The sequence below is a fragment of the Pseudoalteromonas sp. K222D genome, assembly GCF_017653575.1.
Classification (GTDB): Bacteria; Pseudomonadota; Gammaproteobacteria; order Enterobacterales; family Alteromonadaceae; genus Pseudoalteromonas; species Pseudoalteromonas nigrifaciens.
Map to the genome: position 1 here is coordinate 100,049 of NZ_JAGGDL010000006.1, position 18,500 is coordinate 118,548.

An 18,500-nucleotide genomic window follows, 5' to 3' on the forward strand; every position below is an offset into this window, starting at 1 on the left:
ATGCTTGAACTAACTCTCACCCCCGGCTCGCTTGATTTAAACACACTAAGAAAAATTAATAATTCACCGGTAAAATTGAGCCTTATAAAGCATGCCGAGTCGCAAATAGCTGCCAGCGCACAAACAGTGCAAAACGTAATTAACGAGCACCGCACTGTATATGGTATTAATACCGGTTTTGGCTTATTAGCTAACACCAAAATTGCCGATAACGAACTAGAGCTATTACAACGCTCTATTGTACTTTCACATGCGGCAGGTATTGGCGAGTATATGGATGACAGTACCGTACGCTTAATGATCATCTTAAAAATTAATTCACTGTCGCGTGGCTATTCTGGTATTCGTTTGCAGGTCATTGAATTTTTTATCCAGTTGCTTAATAGCCAAGTATACCCTTGCGTGCCTAAAAAAGGCTCGGTGGGTGCATCGGGCGATTTAGCACCGCTTGCTCATATGTGCTTGCCGTTACTAGCCGAAGGCCACATGCGCCACCAAGGGCAAATAATCAGTGCCGAGCAAGGGCTTAAAATTGCGGGGCTAAAACCACTTACCTTAGCCGCTAAAGAAGGCTTAGCCCTTTTAAACGGCACCCAAGCCTCGACTGCTTTTGCATTACAAGGGCTATTTAGAGCAGAAGATTTATACGCACAAAGCTGCGTAATTGGCGCTATGAGTATTGAAGCGGCCATGGGCAGCCGAGCACCATTTGATGCGCGTATTCATGAAATTCGAGGCCAACAAGGGCAAATAGATACTGCAGCTATATTTAGAACCTTGCTAGGTCCACAATCACAAATTAGTGAATCACACGTAAATTGTGAAAAAGTACAAGACCCCTACTCTTTACGCTGTCAGCCACAAGTGCTTGGTGCTTGCTTAACCCAAATTCGCCAGGCGGCAGAAGTTTTATTATGTGAGTCTAACGGCGTAACCGACAACCCGCTGGTATTTGCTGATGTGGGTGATATTATTTCTGGCGGTAATTTTCATGCAGAGCCGGTGGCAATGGCCGCCGATAACTTAGCAATTGCCATTGCTGAAATTGGCGCACTTGCCGAGCGCCGAATTGCTTTACTAATTGACTCTAGCCTATCTAAATTGCCGCCTTTTTTAGTTGAAAATGGCGGCGTAAACTCAGGCTTTATGATCGCCCAAGTAACTGCCGCAGCCCTGGCATCTGAAAACAAATCACTTGCCCACCCAGCTTCTGTAGATAGTTTGCCAACCTCGGCGAATCAAGAAGATCATGTGTCTATGGCCACTTTTGCGGCAAGGCGCTTGAAGGAAATGGCCGATAACACCCAAGGCGTACTTGCTGTTGAATGGTTAGCGGCCGCGCAGGGGTTAGAGTTTAGAAAGCCGCTTACAGCTGCTGCTAAAGTAGAGCGTGCTAAAAGCTTACTACGCGAGCATGTAAGCTACTACGATAAAGACCGTTACTTTGCCCCCGATATTGAAGCTGCAAATGCGTTATTAAACGCAGGCAAGTTATGCAACTTTATTGAGGGTGACTGCTTAGTATCTTATTAAATTGCGTATTGGTAACTAAACCCTAACGCCTCAATGGCTGAGCCAAGCACTTTGCGCTCAGCCGTATCTGTTCCCGTAAAGCGTGGCATTTCGCCGCCATGTTGTTGGCACTTTTGCGCATAGTAATCGCGCTTACAAGGATGCGACGGGTTAACCACATTATAAATACTCTGCCCTTGATGCCAATGCTCAAGCACCGCAAAAATAGCGTTAATCACATCTTGCTGATGCACCATATTAACGACTTGCTCGGCAGAGGTATTTAGCTCTTTACCTGCAATAAAACGCCCCGGCTCTCTATTGGGTCCAACTAAACCGGCTAAGCGCAGCACTTTACCGTTTTGCTCTAGTACTTGCTCTTCAGCTTCATATAGCTTTATTTGTCGCTCGTTTGTACACGAAATATCGCTGCTTTCGCTATATACACCTGGTTCTTGATCGTACACTCCTGTTGATGAGCAAAGTAAAAAGCCCTTAGCATTCAGTTTTTTTGCCAGTGTAAGTGCTGCCGTTAATGTTTGCGCATAATTGTTTTCACTATGGCGACTACGTGGAGGAATAGCGCACACCCAGTAGGCATTTTGTAAATCAATTTGATGCGTTAACTGGCCATTTTCTAGCAAAAACTGACGTTCAAAATCATGCTCATGCACTGCTGAGCGGTGTGTACCCTGCACTTGCCAACCTGCTTGCTGCGCATTAACGCATAAAGCACTGCCTAGCCAGCCCGCGCCTAGTACCACTAAGTTGTTACTCTGATGATTCAATTTATATGACCCCGTTTATTTAAATGTATAATTCTTAACTCATTTCATAGAGTTCTAAAATTAAATATGCTTAGATATCTGTTACAAAAACAATAACAACATGTGCACTTATGCTAAATAACTTATCATTAAGAAAAAAAATATTATTATTGATTGGCGGAACAATTACTATTTTACTGCTCATCGCCTCTACTTTTTTTGTTAACCATATTGCCAAACTATCCAGAGTTAATATAGAGCGTGAGGCTCAAAGCTACTTACAAAGCGAGCAATTATCAATGCAAAGTTACTTTGCTACATACGGTAAAGTAGTTGCCACCTTTATTAATAATCCGCATTTGGTGAATTTTTTTACCGCGTGGGATAAGCGCGATCAAGCCCTAGAAAATGCCAACGGCTACTTGGCTATAAATCAAGACTTTGTACGCATAAGTGCAAATGATGAAAATATTTTATCTGCTTTTTTTGCCTCAGCCACTACCGGCGAGTACTTTAAAGAAAACGAACGTACTGCATATTATAATGGCGAACCTTACTACGCGTACAAACGAGGTTGGTGGCAAGAAGCAATGCAAATTAATAAGCTTTACGTAGGCCCTATTTCGGTAGACTTAACCACCGGCGATGCCTCAGCAGTTGTACAACAACCTGTTTATAACCCACAAGGCAAATTAATTGGTGTGGGCGGCGTTGACTTACAACTTAATAAAATTAACGACATGGTCGAAAACATTCGCTTTAACGGCCAAGGCTATGGCTTTTTATTAGATGATCAACAAAAAGTTGTGCACTTTTCAAAAGCATCTGGGCATAAACTCTCTGTCACCGACGAAGGCCCTAACGGTAAAGACGGACTCGATGCGCTTGAACAACAATTTAATAATACCTCAGGGTTTAAAACACTTAACAGTGCAATGCAAAATAACCTCGCGGGTAGCCAAACTGTTATGCTTAAAGGCGAGCAATTTTATGTGGTTTATAACCGCCTACAATTAGAGCAGCCTCATTTAGATTGGTATGTGGGTTTATTAATTCCAACCAGTATGATTGAAGCCCCGGTAAATGCTGCGGTTACAACCACTACAACCGCCGTTATCATTATTTTAGTGATTATTTTAGTAATGATTTTATGGGCCACCCATATGATTTCAAAACCAATCACTACACTCACGCATATTATGCGCGACATTGCTTCTGGCGAGGGTGATTTAACCCAAAAAATTAATATTGATAGCCAAGACGAAGTAGGCCAACTGGCTAATCATATGAATACCTTTATTGATAAGTTGCGAGCGATGATGCTAGACACCGCAGCACAAGCTGAGCAATTAAGTGCCGCTGCCGATCAGCTTAAAACGGTATCGCAACAAACGAATTCAGAAATTCAGCAAGAAAAACAACAAGTAGATAGTGTTAGTGCCGCAGTGACAGAAATGGCCACTACCGTGCAAGAAATATCACGTAACGCACAGCAAACAAATACCGCAGCAGAAGAAGTACAAGCAATTACTGCCGATGGTGCAAGCCGCTCAAGCCAAGCACAAAGTGTAATGAGTGCGCTGGCTGAACATATTGGCGAAGCCTCTAAGGTGGTTGCCGGGCTTGAGCAAGAAAGTAATAACATAGGCGCATTGGTTGATGTAATTAACTCAATTGCCGATCAAACCAACTTACTCGCGCTTAATGCAGCCATAGAAGCGGCCCGCGCCGGAGAACATGGCCGCGGCTTTGCCGTTGTTGCCGATGAAGTTCGCTCGTTGGCGAGTCGTACACAAGAGTCAACCGACGATATTCGCAATATGATTACCCGTTTACAGCAAATTGCTCAGCAAGCCTCTAGTATGATGCTACAAGGGCAAAAACAAACCGAGGACTCTGTGTTGCAAACAAAAGAAGTACTTAGCTCACTACAAAGCATTGCCCTGTCGGTAACTAAAGTACAAGATCAAAGTCATCAAATTGCCACCTCTACCGAGCAACAAACGGTAGTAGCAGAAGATATTAATACCAGCCTTAGTGCTATTAATAGTTTAGTTAATAGTACCGCAGAGCATGCACACACACTTGCCAATGAAGCACATGATTTAAGTGACCTTGCAGGGGCATTAAATAAAACGGTAAACCAGTTTAAACTATAAACGCCGGCTACTTATATTTAAGCGCTTGAGGATAAACTTTAAGCGCTTATTACCCCCTTGTTTTTAATTTATTCAGCACCATATCTTTGAGTGACTGTTGATATTTCAAAGTGGAAACTTACTTAATATCACTAGCTTTGCTAACAGTTTTCACCTCGTATAAAAATATATAGCAATTTTATGTACTAGATTAAGTTTTTCTGTTTTTAATCCATATCTTTTTAGTGAGATGGTTTGTTGTTTAGCAGAGTCTGGTATAGTAGCACACGTAATAAACAGTGCTTTTTGAACGGTTTAATACAAAATTGCTAATTAATGTGTCCTCGGTGTTACTTTAAAGAATACATTAATTATCAATTGTTAAAAATGGGTTAGCCGATGTACGGCTGGCAAAAAAATACATTGTAACGGTTTTATCATGATATCTAATTTATTTACCAAGATTTTTGGTAGTCGCAATGACCGCACTATTAAAAACCTAAGAAAGACGGTCGCACTGATCAATGCACTTGAAACGCAATTAGAAGCGCTTTCTGATGACGACTTAAAAGCGAAAACAGCAGAGTTTAGAGAACGTTACGATAACGGACAAAGCCTTGACGACTTACTGCCTGAAGCATTTGCTGTGGTACGTGAAGCATCTAAACGTGTAAATGGCATGCGTCACTTTGACGTACAGCTACTCGGTGGCATGGTACTGCACCAAGGCCGTATTGCAGAAATGCGTACCGGTGAAGGTAAAACACTCACAGCTACATTACCTGCTTACTTAAATGGTTTAACTGGTAAGGGCGTACACGTAATTACCGTGAACGACTACCTAGCTAAACGCGATGCGGAAACTAACCGTCCGTTATTTGAGTTTTTAGGTTTAACAGTAGGCTGTAACGTACCGGGTATGATGCCACAGCAGAAAAAACAAGCTTATGTTGCCGATATTACGTACGGTACTAATAATGAGTTTGGTTTTGACTACCTGCGTGACAACATGGCATTTAGCATAGATGAGCGTGTACAACGTCCATTATTTTATGCTGTTGTCGATGAAGTGGATTCTATCTTAATTGATGAAGCCCGTACGCCCCTTATTATTTCAGGCCCTGCTGAGGACAGCTCAGAGCTATACACTGAAATTAATACCATGGTGCCTTTACTTGAACTACAAGAAAAAGAAGACGAAGAAGGTATTGAAGGCGATGGCGATTTCACTATTGATGAAAAGTCTAAGCAAGTTCATTTAACTGAACGTGGCCAAATTAAAGTTGAAGAGCTACTTACTGAGCGCGGCTTAATTGCAGAAGGCGATTCGCTTTATTCTGCAGCCAGCATTACGCTACTAAGCCATGTTTATGCAGCGCTTCGTGCTCATAAGCTTTATCAAAAAGATGTTGATTACGTTGTAAAAGAAAACGAAGTTATCATTATTGATGAGCACACTGGTCGTTCAATGGAAGGTCGTCGTTGGTCAGAAGGTTTACACCAAGCTGTTGAAGCTAAAGAAGGCGTAAATATTCAAAACGAAAACCAAACGCTTGCATCTATTACCTTTCAAAACTATTTCCGCTTATACGAAACACTTGCGGGCATGACAGGTACAGCCGATACGGAAGCATTTGAGTTCCAGTCTATTTACGGCCTAGACACTGTTGTTATGCCAACTAATAAGCCGATGGTTCGTGATGATCGCGCCGACTTAGTGTACCTAACGCAAGAAGAAAAATACGAAGCTATTTTAGTTGATATTAAAGACTGCCAAGAACGCGGACAACCTGTACTTGTAGGTACTATTTCAATTGAAAGCTCTGAGTATTTATCGCAATTTTTACGCAAAGAAAAAATTAAGCACAACGTACTTAATGCTAAATTTCATGCGCAAGAGGCTGATATCGTATCAGACGCTGGCCTACCAGGCACAGTAACGATTGCCACTAACATGGCTGGCCGTGGTACCGATATTGTACTTGGTGGTAACTGGCACAGCGAAGTTGAAAAGCTTGAAAACCCAACTGATGAACAAATTGCTGAAATTAAAGCTGCATGGAAAATACGCCATGACGCAGTAATTGATGCAGGTGGTTTACATATTATTGGTACTGAACGCCATGAATCTCGTCGTATAGATAACCAATTACGTGGTCGTTCTGGTCGTCAAGGTGATGCCGGTTCAAGCCGTTTTTACTTATCGATGGACGATGCGTTAATGCGTATTTTTGCTGGCGAGCGCATGACCAACATGATGCGTAAACTAGGTATGCAACGCGGTGAAGCTATTGAACATCCATGGGTTAACCGTGCGATTGAAAATGCACAGCGTAAAGTAGAAGCACGTAACTTTGATGTGCGTAAGCAATTACTTGAGTACGATGACGTAGCAAACGATCAACGCCGTGTGGTTTACTCACAGCGTAACGAACTACTTGAAGAAGGCGATATTTCAGAAACTATCACGGTTATTCGTGGTGATGTGCTGAGTAATATTATTGATCAGTACATTGCACCGCAAAGCTTGGCTGAAATGTGGGATGTACCTGGCCTTGAAGAGCGCTTAAAACAAGACTTCTTAATTGAATTGCCAATTACTCAGTGGCTAGCTGATGACAATAAACTCTATGAAGAAAAACTTCGTGAGCGCATTGAAGAGTCGGTTGGGCAAGCATATAAGCAAAAAGAAGAGATGGTAGGCGATTCAGTACTACGTCAATTCGAAAAAGCGATTATGTTACAAAGCCTAGATCAGCATTGGAAAGATCACCTGGCAGCAATGGATCATTTACGCCAAGGTATTCATTTACGTGGTTATGCGCAAAAAAATCCAAAGCAAGAGTACAAGCGTGAATCGTTTGAGCTATTCGCTGAAATGCTAGAAAACTTAAAAATAGATGTAGTAAGTATTTTAAGCAAAGTACAAGTACGCGCCGAAGAGGATGTTGAAAAAGTAGAAGAGCAACACCGTAAAAGTGAAAACGCTCCTCGCGAATATCAGCATGAAGAAGTTGAGCATGTAGGCGGAGAAGCACCACAAAGCGCAACTGTAATGGCACGTAGCGAGCCAAAAGTAGGCCGTAACGATCCTTGTCCTTGTGGCTCAGGTCAAAAATTTAAGCAATGTTGTGGTAAATTAAAATAATCCAATAGTGTAATAAATTTCGTAAAAAGCGGCGCTTGCGTCGCTTTTTTTATGGTGTTTAAGGGAGATAAAATGACTAGTATAATTGTAAATGTGGCTGTTGGCGTAATTAAAAAAAATAACGCTCTGTTTATTTGCAAGCGGGCAAATGATCAACATCAAGGAGGTTTGTGGGAGTTTCCTGGTGGTAAAATTGAAGCCGGTGAAAGTGTATTTAGAGCACTTAAGCGTGAACTTCAAGAAGAGATTGGCATCACTATTTTTAGTTCCAGTGAGTTGCTAACAATAAAACACGATTACGATGATAAAACGGTAAAGCTGAACGTACATGTGGTGAGTAACTTTAGTGGTGAAGCACATGGCGCAGAAGGGCAAGATAATGCTTGGGTAAGTATTGACGAGCTAGATAACTACGAGTTTCCAGCAGCTAACGTCGATATTATTAGCGCTATAAAAGCGAAATATATTTAACGCTTAATATTTGGCTATACTCTTTTAGTAAAATAATAATAACAATAAACCGCCATTATTAGGCAGCTACAAAAAGGCCAGCAAGTTAACACTTGCTGGCCTTTTTAGTTAGATACTTTCTAGTTAGGTACTTTCTAGTTAGGTAATTAAATTACCAAATTTTTACGCGGTCCTCTGGTTTAATATACATTTTGTCGCCTTCTTTAACGTCAAATGCTTTATAAAACTCAGGCATATTCGATAAAATACCAATTACGCGGTAATGACTAGGCGAATGCGGGTCGGTCATTAAGCGGTTACGCAGCGCTTCATCACGATACTTACGACGCCAAATTTGTGACCAGCCCATAAAGAAGCGCTGATCGCCAGTGTAGCCATCAATCACTGGAGCCTTAGAGTTACCTAAAGATAGCATATACGCTTTATGCGCAACCGTAAGGCCGCCTAAATCACCAATATTTTCACCTAACGTCAATTCACCATTTACGCCAGCATCAGTAAAAGGTTTGTATTCATTATACTGAGCAACTAAAGCCGCAGTACGCTGTTCAAACTGTTTAAGGTCTGACTCGCTCCACCAGTTACGTAAATTACCGTCGCCGTCGTATTTAGCACCTTGGTCGTCAAAACCATGGCCTAACTCATGACCAATTACCGCGCCAATAGCACCGTAATTTACTGCATCATCTGCTTCTAAGTTAAAAAATGGCGGCTGTAAAATAGCTGCTGGAAACACAATTTCGTTATTTACTGGGTTGTAGTATGCATTCACAGTTTGTGGTGTCATGTGCCACTCTGAGCGGTCTACTGGTTTACCCAATTTGGCAATCATATCGCTGTAAGCCCATTCGCTATAACGAATGTAGTTACCGACTAATTCATCAGGGTTAATCTCTAGTGCTGAGTAGTCTTTCCACTTATCTGGGTAGCCAATTTTAGGTGTAAACTTGTCTAGCTTTTGTTGAGCGGCAATTTTAGTTTCCGGGCTCATCCACTCTAAATTTTCAATCGCAACACCGTAGCCTTTAATTACGTTATCAACCAACTCTTCCATACGCGCTTTCGCTTCTGGTGGAAAGTTCTCTTTAACGTACACTTTACCTAAAATCTCACCTAGCACACTGTTTGAAGCATCAACCGCTTGCTTCCAAAGTGGTGCTTGTTCTTCTACACCACGTAAAGTTGTACTGTAAAAATTAAACTTAAGGTCCACTAACTCTTTATCGAGTAACTGAGCGTAATTACTTACAAAGTGAAACTTAAGGTAATTTTGCCATGTTGCTAAATCGGTGTTTTTATAAATAGTCGCAAATTTTTCAAAGTAGCTCGGCTGGCTAATAATTAACTCTTCGGTGTTTATGCCTATCGCTTTAAAGTAACTAGCAAGATCAAAGTCACCCATTAGTTTATTTGCTTGTGCAAGGCTCATTTTATTATAAGACTTGGTTGCATCACGGCTCTCTACTCGACTCCACTGCGCCTCAGCAAGGTTTTTTTCCAGCGCTAATACATTTTTAGCCACAGCCTCTGTATTTTCAACCCCTGACTTGGCTAATATTTTAGCAATGTAAGCTTGATAAGAAGCACGAATTTTAGTGAACTTTTCATCATCTTTTAAATAATAATCACGATCGGGTAAACCTAACCCAGCTTGATACGCATACAATGCATTTTCGCTGGAGTTTTTAGCGTCATTATTTACATACCAACCAAATGGCAAGTCGCCGCCTTTAATCTGTAATTGCGCCATTAAAGTAACTAAATCTTTTTTACCTTTAACGGCGTCAATGCTTGCCAATGATGGCTCAAGTGGCTGGATGCCAAGTTCTTCGCGCGCTTCTTCTGCCATGTAGCTATTATAAAATGCCGCCAACTTTGCTTCATCACTGCCTTTTTCAACATTGCTATTTGCTGCCGCACTTTCAAGTACTGTTTTCATCGCCTTTTGCGACTCGTCATATAATTGCGAAAACGAACCATAGTTAGATTTATCGCCAGGAATTTCGGTTTTAGCTAGCCATTGACCATTTACATGGTAATAAAAGTCATCTTGAGCACGTACCGATTTATCCATATTTTCCAGCTCAATACCTAAGGCAAAAGGAGCTGGAACTGGAGCGCTAACCGCGGGAGTCTCGTTTACTTTAATTTCTTGTTGTTCACCACAACCAACCAACCCAAGTGCCAGCGCAATACCTGCGGCGGTCATTGTTATTTTAATCATAAGGATTCCGTTTGTTAGTTAAAATAAATACCTATTTCATTAATATTCAAATACCAGCAGCATAAAGCTGCGTAATGACATTTTATGTACTTTTACTTAATGAAATAAGCATTAACTGCAACCTAGTTAATAGGCGTATTAAGTAGCTATCATAAACCCCATTGGGGTAACAATAAAATTGAATATGTAACAAAGTATTTTAATGCGATGAGTGACCCACATAGTGCTATCAATAACTATGTGAGCTTATAAACGAGTTATTAGCAGCTAGGTTTTACGCTTTGCGTGCAGTGCTAAACGCTCTAATTTTTCTTTTAGCGAAGGGGGGGCTGAGGCGGCTATGGCATTTAAATAATCGGCTGTTTGTTCGCTCATTTTACGAGAATTAGTTATTGGGGTATTAATGGTTTTACTTACTGCGCCCAAGCGTTGTGTTGCTTGTGGATTAGCGGTAATTTTTATTTGCCCAAGCTCTGCCATGCCCGCGGCTCTAAAATGCGAGAGCATATCCATTTTTAAGTAATTTAGTCTAAGCGCAATAGGCGCAGATACCGCTTCGATCATTAAAGTACCATCGCGGTAGTTACTCACGCGGCATTTATCACCCAGTTTGGGGCCTAAAAAGTCTTTAAGTAAGGTTTGCTGGGTACCGAGTGCTTGGCTTTTACCTGCATAAGCCGACAAGCGGTTATTCAGTCCTGCCATAATGTCAGTTAATGGTTTTGGCGCATACCTGTCTTTAGCCATTTAACACCTCGTAAAAACTCAATAATGCGGTTACTCAAATCGAAATAACCCTCGACTTGAGTATACACTGAGCGCAGTGACTAAGCGCCCGCTATTTGCATTTGTTCAATTAACACAGAGCCAGTTTGAATGCCACCACGGCGCTCTATGTCGCCACCAATAGCTGATATTCCTTTAAACATATCTTTTAAGTTACCGGCAATGGTAATTTCGCTTACTGGATATTGGATTTCGCCATTTTCTACCCAAAAACCAGCCGCACCACGCGAGTAATCACCAGTTACTGTATTTACGCCCTGCCCCATTAGCTCTGTTACTAATAAGCCTGTACCCATGGTTTTAAGTAGCGCGGTTAAATCGTTATGTGTTTGCTCAACTAACCAGTTATGTATACCGCCAGCGTGCCCTGTTGGTGTCATATTCATTTTACGCGCAGCATAGCTTGCAAGTAGGTAAGTTTGTAACTCGCCACCTTGAATGATTTCTCTATCAAAGGTTTTAACACCTTCGCTGTCAAACGGCGACGATGCGAGCCCTTTGAGTATATGCGGACGCTCGGCAATATTTACGCAATTGCTAAATACTTGTGTACCTAGGCTATCGAGTAAAAAACTCGATTTACGATACAGCGCACCACCACCAATGGCCGACACTAAATGGCCAAATAATGAATTAGCAATGTCAGCTCTAAATATTACTGGTACTTTCATGGTGCCTAATTTTTGGCTATTTAATTTAGCTAAAGTTTCGGCTGCGGCTTCAAGCCCCACTGCTGCGGCATCATTTAAACCAGCTTGATCGCGTGCTACGGTGTAAGCAGAGTCGCGTTGCATTTGCTCGCCATCTTTACCAATTACCATAGTACTTATGCTGTGGCGAGTACGCGGAAAACCAGCAATTAAACCATGGCTATTGCCATAAACACGCAAACCTTGGTGCGATGAAAAACTTGCGCCGTCTGAGTTAACAATGCGCCCATCCGCATTTAACGCTGCTTGCTCTGCAGCATGACAAAACTCAATACCTTGCTCTGGGCTTACATCCCATGGATGGTATAAATCGAGATCTTTGGGTGAAAACTCAAGTAGCTCTTTATCTGCAACACCGTTAAAAGGGTCGTCTGAGGTGAATTTTGCAATATCAATGGCTTTTTCAACCACAGTGCGTAGCGTTTTAGGGCTTAAATCTGCGGTAGACGCAGAGCCTTTATTATTACCTACATACACACTAATGCCTAAACCGCCATCTTGGTTAAACTCAATGGTTTCTATTTCGCCCATGCGAGTGCTAACCGACAGCCCTGAAGTGCTAGACATAGCCGCTTCTGCCGCTGTGGCACCGAGTTTTTTCGCATGCTCGAGCACTGCTGCTACCGCATCTTTTACTTGAGATATTTGAGAATAAATTGGATCGTGTTGTTGGCTTTTCATAAATTAAGTCCTGAGCCTTGAAGGCAATGTTGCACACATTTTTTATATTTAAATGCTAACACACTCAATGCATCACATCAGCTAATATTCCTCTGTATGATAATCATGTATAATGGCAGAAGTTATTTTTATTTAAGAGCACCCCATGGCGAAGAAAAAAAGCAAGCCTGCTGATATTGAAGAAGAAATTGAATATGTCTCAAAAACCGAACTGAAGCGTGAAGCACAAGAATTTCATCAGTTAGGGACTGAAATTGCCAAAATGGGTAAAAAGCAGCGTGAGCGCTTGCCATTAAATGATGATTTAAAAGCTGCAATGGTTGTTGCCGATAAAATTAGCAATAAAAGTGATGCTTATCGTCGTCATTTAAACTACATAGCTAAAACACTGCGCACCGTAGAGAACATCGATGCTATAAGATCAATTATCGATGTTATGCTTAATAAAAATAACCAAGCTGAAGTGTTGGTCAAAAAAATTGAGCAATTACGTGCAGACCTAATTGAACAAGGCGATGACCTAATCAATGAGACTATAGAGCAGTTTCCGTCGCTTGATCGTCAACAAATGCGCCAGCTAGTTCGTAATGCAGCTAAAGAAGCAAAAGATGAAAAACCTGGTAGAGGTTACAAAGAGCTATTTCAATATTTGAAAGATGCCCATCAAGTTACTTACTAACAGATTAAAAAACATACTTTAAAAAGGTGCTACGGCACCTTTTTTTGTTGTAGATCAACCCGCCCTGCTAAACATTTTTTTATAATCAGCACCTAAATAATATACCAAGGTGCGCGTGATGATTAAACTTCCAAAATGGGATCAAACCCTAATAAATAAATATAATGTGTCTGGCCCACGTTATACGTCGTACCCAACGGCACTATCGCTAACTGAGGGCTATCAACAGCAAGACTTACTCAGTGCGATTGAGTCATCAAACAGCCGTGCATTGTCTTTATATATACATATTCCGTTTTGTAGTCAGCTTTGTTATTACTGTGGCTGCAATAAAATTATTACTCGCCATCAGTCAAAAGCCGATACCTACCTTGATTTTTTAGCTATAGAAATTGCAGCCCAAGCACCTCTATTTAAAGACTACACCCTAGAGCAACTGCATTTAGGCGGTGGCACACCCACCTTTTTAACTACGCAGCAAATGAGCCGTTTAGTTAAACTTTTGGAGCAGCATTTTAATTTTACCGACGCCACTGAGCGTGGTATTGAAATTGACCCTCGCTCGCTTGCCGATAATATGTTGGTTGATTTAAGTAACTTAGGTTTTAACCGCGTATCATTTGGTATTCAAGACTTTAATGATGAAGTACAACTAGCAGTAAACCGTCCGCAAAATGCCGATACCGTAAAACAGTTAATCACCCAAGCCCGTGAATTAGGGTTTAAATCGATTAATGCCGACATGATTTACGGCCTCCCACTGCAAACACCACAAAGCTTTAAACAAACCATAGAGCAGTTGCTTGAGCTTAGCCCTGATCGTGTTTCGGTATTTAATTACGCTCACCTTCCAGAGCGTTTTGCAGCACAACGTAAAATTAAAGATGCCGACTTACCCAGTGCACACAACAAGCTAACTATGTTTAAAAACACCTTAGAGCAAATGACTCAAGCCGGTTATCAATTTATTGGTATGGACCATTTTGCTAAAACTAATAACGAACTCGCTGTGGCACAAAATGCGGGGCAATTACACCGTAATTTTCAAGGGTATACTACTCACGGAAACTGCGATTTATTAGGCTTAGGGGTTTCATCTATATCGCAAATTGGTACTGCCATTTTGCAAAATCAAAAAGAGTTAAAGCATTATTATCATAGCGTAGAAACGCAAAGCGGCTGTGCCATCACCAAAGGCATGCACTTAAGTGCCGATGACGTAATACGCGCAGATGCAATTAAACAGCTTATATGCCAGTTTGAGTTAGATATGGAGGCATTTAGTGCCAAGCATGCGCTTAACTTTAACCACTACTTTGCTGATGCACTAACGGCAATTAAGCCTTTAATTGCTGATGGCATGGTCACTATTGAAAATAATATGATTAGTGTCACTGCTAGAGGAAATTTGTTTATTCGTATTATTTGTATGTGTTTTGACGCTCACTTACAAAAACAGCTAAATGCAACGCGTTTTTCTCGGGTTATTTAATCCTCAGCCAAGTAGTAAATTTAAAACGAAAAAGCAGACCTGAGGTCTGCTTTTGTATTTTGTGCTTTAAATTATTTAAACGCTGATTAATTAAATACCACGTTTTCGCTGCCAGGGGCGGCTTTAAACTCAATAATAATTTTAGCGCAGTCAGCTATAATCTCATCTTTATGTGCCTCTTCGGCACGCCAGCGAGCTGTATCTAACTTAAATATTTCTTTTTTGGTATATTTTTTACGCGCATCATGAGTCGGCATTTCTTTAACTACTTGGTACATTTTATAAATGCCCGAGTATTTTGTCGTTAAATCTTGCTCGTCTTCAAAACCATATTGCGACATAAGTACCCAAATACGTAAACAGCCTTCTGAAAACTCACACTGCTGTTCATGCATTGCACGCGCGATTAAATGAATGCTGTCGGCTAATTTGGCGTTACGCTTTAAACGCGACTGCTTAAGCTTTTGCTGTTGTTCAGCCTGCTTTTTAGCAATCAGTTTTTTTTGCGCGCTTAACTTATAAAGCAACTGACCCGCATAAAATGCTAAGCCTACTATAATAGCAGCGCCTACAAATAAGGCTAAGATCACCGCTGTACTCATTTAATAACCCTTATTACTTGTCTTCTTCGTCTAACCATTCGTTAGCAAGATCGTTCGATAAATACTGATCGAAGTCTGAATTACTTTCTTCGCTAAAGTCATCTTCAAACTCTTCTTCATCTTCATCCTCGATACCAAGCAATTTACACAATGCTTGATGACGAGCAATACGACTATTAAAGTACTTAGCGTCTTTACCCGTTAGCATTTCGCCATTCTCATGACGCTCTACTAATTTAAGTAAGCGCTCATCATTTTCAAGTGCTTCTAGCTCTTGCTCAGGCGTAAACTCTGGCTCTGCTGACTTTTTAAGTTCAACAGTTGGCTTTAAGTTACGTTTTATTTCTACTTTAGGTGCAGCAGCAACAGCTATTAATGGCACTGGTTTTTTACTGCCAATGCGTTTATCTTTAGTTCCCGTGTTACTTTTTTGGCTATCATCATTTAATAGCTCAGGTGTATTACGAGATCCAGGCTTAGCACCTTTGGTCTTTTTAACACGTTGCTCTTTTAATGCACGCATTTCTTTAAGCTTATCTTGGCTTAAACGTACTGGTCCATTTGCTGGGCTTTTGCGTGACTTTTTAGTTCTACTCATATCTTGATCATCTCACTTAAGAGGTTTTGGGCGAGGCGCAAATCAATGGGCATCGCAATGCTGGCCTAGCCAGAAGAATTCAGTTTGCGCTTTAGAGGCTGGGTTTCTCTATTTAGCGCTTAAAACAGCTTACTGCTCGTTTTTAAACGGTGGCTATTGTAACAGGACAAATAAAAAGGCGGTAGAGAAAACATCTCTACCGCCTACTAATCTGAGCGCCATTATCTGGACACTTCTCCCTTCGACTTTTTAGTCTTTATTATTGTTATTATTTTTACCTATCCCTATTATTATTATTTTTACCTTCCGTGTAGCATTCCATTTTGTTTTTATTATTAAACTTCCATGAGTTTTTATTATTTTCGGTCTTCCTAACGCTTTTTTGTTATTTCCTTTGCTAGCACCAATTTGTGCTATGTAGTCGTGTCGCGCTACTGTCCTTATAGCTTATTCCATTTTGTTATTGTTTTTTGCGACAGGGGTTAATGTACCTGTTAATAATTTTGTTACAACTAATTTATATATCTTTTATTAAAAAGATTATAACAAAAAACACAAAAACCATTATATTACATCAAGTTAACAATTTAATGGTTTTTAAAATAAGACTTATCTCACAGCTATGCATGGTCAATGTCTTACATGAATAAAGACTATAAAAGTAATTTTAAGCACAAAAAAAGCAGCCTAAGCTGCTTTTTTGTACATATTGTAGTTTATTACATTAATAATAATTAAATAAATACAACTTTAGTGTAAGCCACCTAAGTACTGCGAAAGTACTTCAATGTCTTTATCTGTTAATTTCTTTGCAATATCTTGCATCACACCATTTAAATCATTTTGGCGTGTGCCATCACGAAATTTTTCAAGTTGCGCTTTAACGTAACCTGGATGCTGAAAAGAAACTTTTGGAAATTTTGCAAGTGACGAGCCATTACCACGAGGGCCATGACATGCAGCACATCCTGGAATACCACGATCTGCATCACCTGCTTTGTAAAGTATTTTACCGGTTTCAACTACGTCTTTAGGCGTAGCTTCTTCGCTCATGTTTAGTGATGCAAAATAAGCCGACAAATCTTTCATATCCTGTTCGCTTAATGGCATAGCCATTGCGCTCATAACCGGATCCATACGACCTTTTTTGCCACCTGAGGTCATACCTAGTTTTAAGTCTTGAAGTTGCTTATAAATATAATCGGCATGTTGACCCGCAAGCTTAGGATAGATATTAATCGGTGCATTACCGTCTGGGCCGTGACAAGCCGCACACGTTACTGATTTTTCTTTACCTGCGTTTACATCGCCTTCAAATGCTGTTGCGTTGCTTGCTGACAACGCACCAAGCAATATAGTTAAAGATAGTGCTATTTTTTTCATGGTGAATTCTCTGTTTCCGACCCTGTATCATCTACAATATGGATGTTGTGATTTTTATATTCTACACGATAATAAATTCTCTGGCACGTTTTCTACTCATATTAAACTTATAATTTATAGGGTTTTGCCTTAGGTTAAGCTTTAACTTGGTTTAAATGTGCTGTATATGGTGGTTTAACAGCTTTTTAATAACTCCTTTATAGTATAAAATACGCCCCATGAGCGAATTTAGCTCAATGTGATCATTTTTAAGTTTTAGGAGAGCCCGTGCTCAAATCTCGTATCAAATATAATACCGCGTCTTTCGTTACAAGCGCTCCAGACATTACTAAATTACCTGCTGATACGGGAATTGAAGTTGCGTTTGCCGGTCGCTCCAATGCAGGTAAATCAAGTGCTCTTAATGCACTTACCGACCAAAAATTAGCGCGTACCAGTAAAACTCCTGGACGTACTCAGCTAATAAATACCTTTGAACTTGCTGATGTTGATGACATGCGCCTTATCGATTTACCAGGCTATGGCTTTGCTAAAGTGCCAATTGAAATGAAAAAGAAATGGCAGAAGTCGCTAGGCGAATATTTACAAAAGCGTCAGAGTTTAAAAGGTATTGTAATTTTAATGGATATTCGTCATCCATTAAAAGATTTAGACCGTGATTTAATTAATTGGGCTATTAGCAGTGAAATTCCTGTTTTAGCGCTATTAACTAAAGCAGACAAATTTAAACAAGGTCCGCGTCAATCACAAGTACTTAAAGTTCGCCGTGAATTAAGCGCCCTTGATGGTGATATTACGGTACATGCATTTTCATCACTAAAAGGTACTGGCTTGCCAGACGTTGCCAAAAAACTTGATGAATGGTTTTTAGGCCCAGTTGTAGCGGTACCACCTGCTGAAAAAATACTTAACGATGACACTAACCCAGCAAGCTAATTTATTCTGCAAGGCTTAAAAGCTTACACATTCGATAAATAGCCGAGCTTATCTGTCTCGGCTATTTCAGCCTATTGCATTAATAGCATACACTTCTTGCCACGCACGCATTACAAACCTAAGCCATTATTATCCGCTATTACTCGAGTTTAGGATAAATAAAACGGCTCCCCGGCAGATGTTATAAAATAACCCTGTTTATCAGTATTGGCTATTTTAGCCCATTGCATTAATAGCATACACTTCTTGCCGCGCGCGCATTACAAACTTAAGCCATTATTATCCGCTATTACCCGAGTTTAGGATAAATAAAACGGCTCCCCGGCAGATGTTATAAAACAACCCTGTTTATCAGTATTGGCTATTTTAGCCC

The 18,500-nt window shown here is 40.6% G+C and carries 14 protein-coding genes; 7 read left to right on the plus strand and 7 right to left on the minus strand.

Annotated features, from left to right (window positions below; all coding sequences use genetic code 11):
- A complete protein-coding gene (hutH, locus tag J5X91_RS05340) occupies window positions 1-1,533 on the plus strand; it encodes a histidine ammonia-lyase (RefSeq protein ID WP_208834198.1) in 1,533 nt (510 codons plus the stop codon).
- Here hutH and J5X91_RS05345 read toward each other — a convergent pair.
- Window positions 1,530-2,300, minus strand: a complete 771-nt coding sequence (locus J5X91_RS05345; RefSeq protein ID WP_041454596.1) for an NAD-dependent epimerase/dehydratase family protein — start codon at window positions 2,298-2,300, stop codon at window positions 1,530-1,532. The genes hutH and J5X91_RS05345 overlap by 4 nt on opposite strands.
- A gap of 110 nt (window positions 2,301-2,410) precedes the next feature.
- Between J5X91_RS05345 and J5X91_RS05350 the strand changes: the two genes are divergently transcribed.
- The 3 genes from J5X91_RS05350 (at window position 2,411) to mutT (ending at window position 8,036) form a co-directional block, all read left to right on the plus strand.
- Window positions 2,411-4,438 (plus strand): methyl-accepting chemotaxis protein, encoded by a 2,028-nt coding sequence (locus J5X91_RS05350; RefSeq protein WP_208834199.1) that lies wholly within the window; start codon window positions 2,411-2,413, stop codon window positions 4,436-4,438.
- A 418-nt stretch (window positions 4,439-4,856) separates the two neighbouring features.
- The gene (gene secA, locus J5X91_RS05355) at window positions 4,857-7,565 is read left to right on the plus strand and encodes a preprotein translocase subunit SecA (RefSeq protein ID WP_011329386.1); all 2,709 of its coding nucleotides are present in this window, start codon (window positions 4,857-4,859) and stop codon (window positions 7,563-7,565) included.
- Between the two features lie 72 nt (window positions 7,566-7,637).
- Window positions 7,638-8,036, plus strand: coding sequence for an 8-oxo-dGTP diphosphatase MutT (gene mutT, locus J5X91_RS05360; RefSeq protein ID WP_011329387.1), 399 nt, complete (start codon window positions 7,638-7,640; stop codon window positions 8,034-8,036).
- Between the two features lie 151 nt (window positions 8,037-8,187).
- On the opposite strand, the gene J5X91_RS05365 is transcribed toward mutT, so the two are convergent.
- The 3 genes from J5X91_RS05365 to pmbA all read right to left on the minus strand — a co-directional run bounded on the left by J5X91_RS05365 (window position 8,188) and on the right by pmbA (window position 12,437).
- Entirely contained in the window at window positions 8,188-10,260 is a 2,073-nt protein-coding gene (locus J5X91_RS05365; protein ID WP_011329388.1) for a M13 family metallopeptidase, read from the minus strand.
- Window positions 10,261-10,527: 267 nt separating this feature from the next.
- A complete protein-coding gene (locus J5X91_RS05370; RefSeq protein WP_182683858.1) occupies window positions 10,528-11,007 on the minus strand; it encodes a DUF721 domain-containing protein in 480 nt (159 codons plus the stop codon).
- Between the two features lie 80 nt (window positions 11,008-11,087).
- Window positions 11,088-12,437 carry a metalloprotease PmbA gene (gene pmbA / locus J5X91_RS05375; protein ID WP_208834200.1) on the minus strand — a complete coding sequence of 450 codons (1,350 nt, stop codon included), beginning with the start codon at window positions 12,435-12,437 and terminating at the stop codon, window positions 11,088-11,090.
- A 145-nt stretch (window positions 12,438-12,582) separates the two neighbouring features.
- Between pmbA and yjgA the strand changes: the two genes are divergently transcribed.
- Window positions 12,583-13,116: a ribosome biogenesis factor YjgA gene (gene yjgA, locus J5X91_RS05380; RefSeq protein WP_011329391.1), complete on the plus strand. Its 534-nt coding sequence runs from the start codon at window positions 12,583-12,585 to the stop codon at window positions 13,114-13,116.
- A gap of 118 nt (window positions 13,117-13,234) precedes the next feature.
- Complete coding sequence (gene hemN, locus J5X91_RS05385; RefSeq protein WP_208834201.1) at window positions 13,235-14,608, plus strand: oxygen-independent coproporphyrinogen III oxidase; 1,374 nt, start codon at window positions 13,235-13,237, stop codon at window positions 14,606-14,608.
- Window positions 14,609-14,694: 86 nt separating this feature from the next.
- On the opposite strand, the gene J5X91_RS05390 is transcribed toward hemN, so the two are convergent.
- The 3 genes from J5X91_RS05390 to J5X91_RS05400 form a co-directional block, all read right to left on the minus strand.
- Entirely contained in the window at window positions 14,695-15,210 is a 516-nt protein-coding gene (locus tag J5X91_RS05390; protein WP_058374288.1) for a DUF2489 domain-containing protein, read from the minus strand.
- A 13-nt stretch (window positions 15,211-15,223) separates the two neighbouring features.
- A complete protein-coding gene (gene yihI / locus J5X91_RS05395; RefSeq protein WP_011329394.1) occupies window positions 15,224-15,808 on the minus strand; it encodes a Der GTPase-activating protein YihI in 585 nt (194 codons plus the stop codon).
- 750 nt (window positions 15,809-16,558) lie between these two features.
- Window positions 16,559-17,191, minus strand: coding sequence for a c-type cytochrome (locus tag J5X91_RS05400; RefSeq protein WP_011329395.1), 633 nt, complete (start codon window positions 17,189-17,191; stop codon window positions 16,559-16,561).
- A gap of 267 nt (window positions 17,192-17,458) precedes the next feature.
- On the opposite strand from J5X91_RS05400, the gene yihA reads away from it, so the two are divergent.
- Entirely contained in the window at window positions 17,459-18,127 is a 669-nt protein-coding gene (yihA, locus tag J5X91_RS05405) for a ribosome biogenesis GTP-binding protein YihA/YsxC (protein WP_058374289.1), read from the plus strand.
- Window positions 18,128-18,500: the final 373 nt, after the last annotated feature.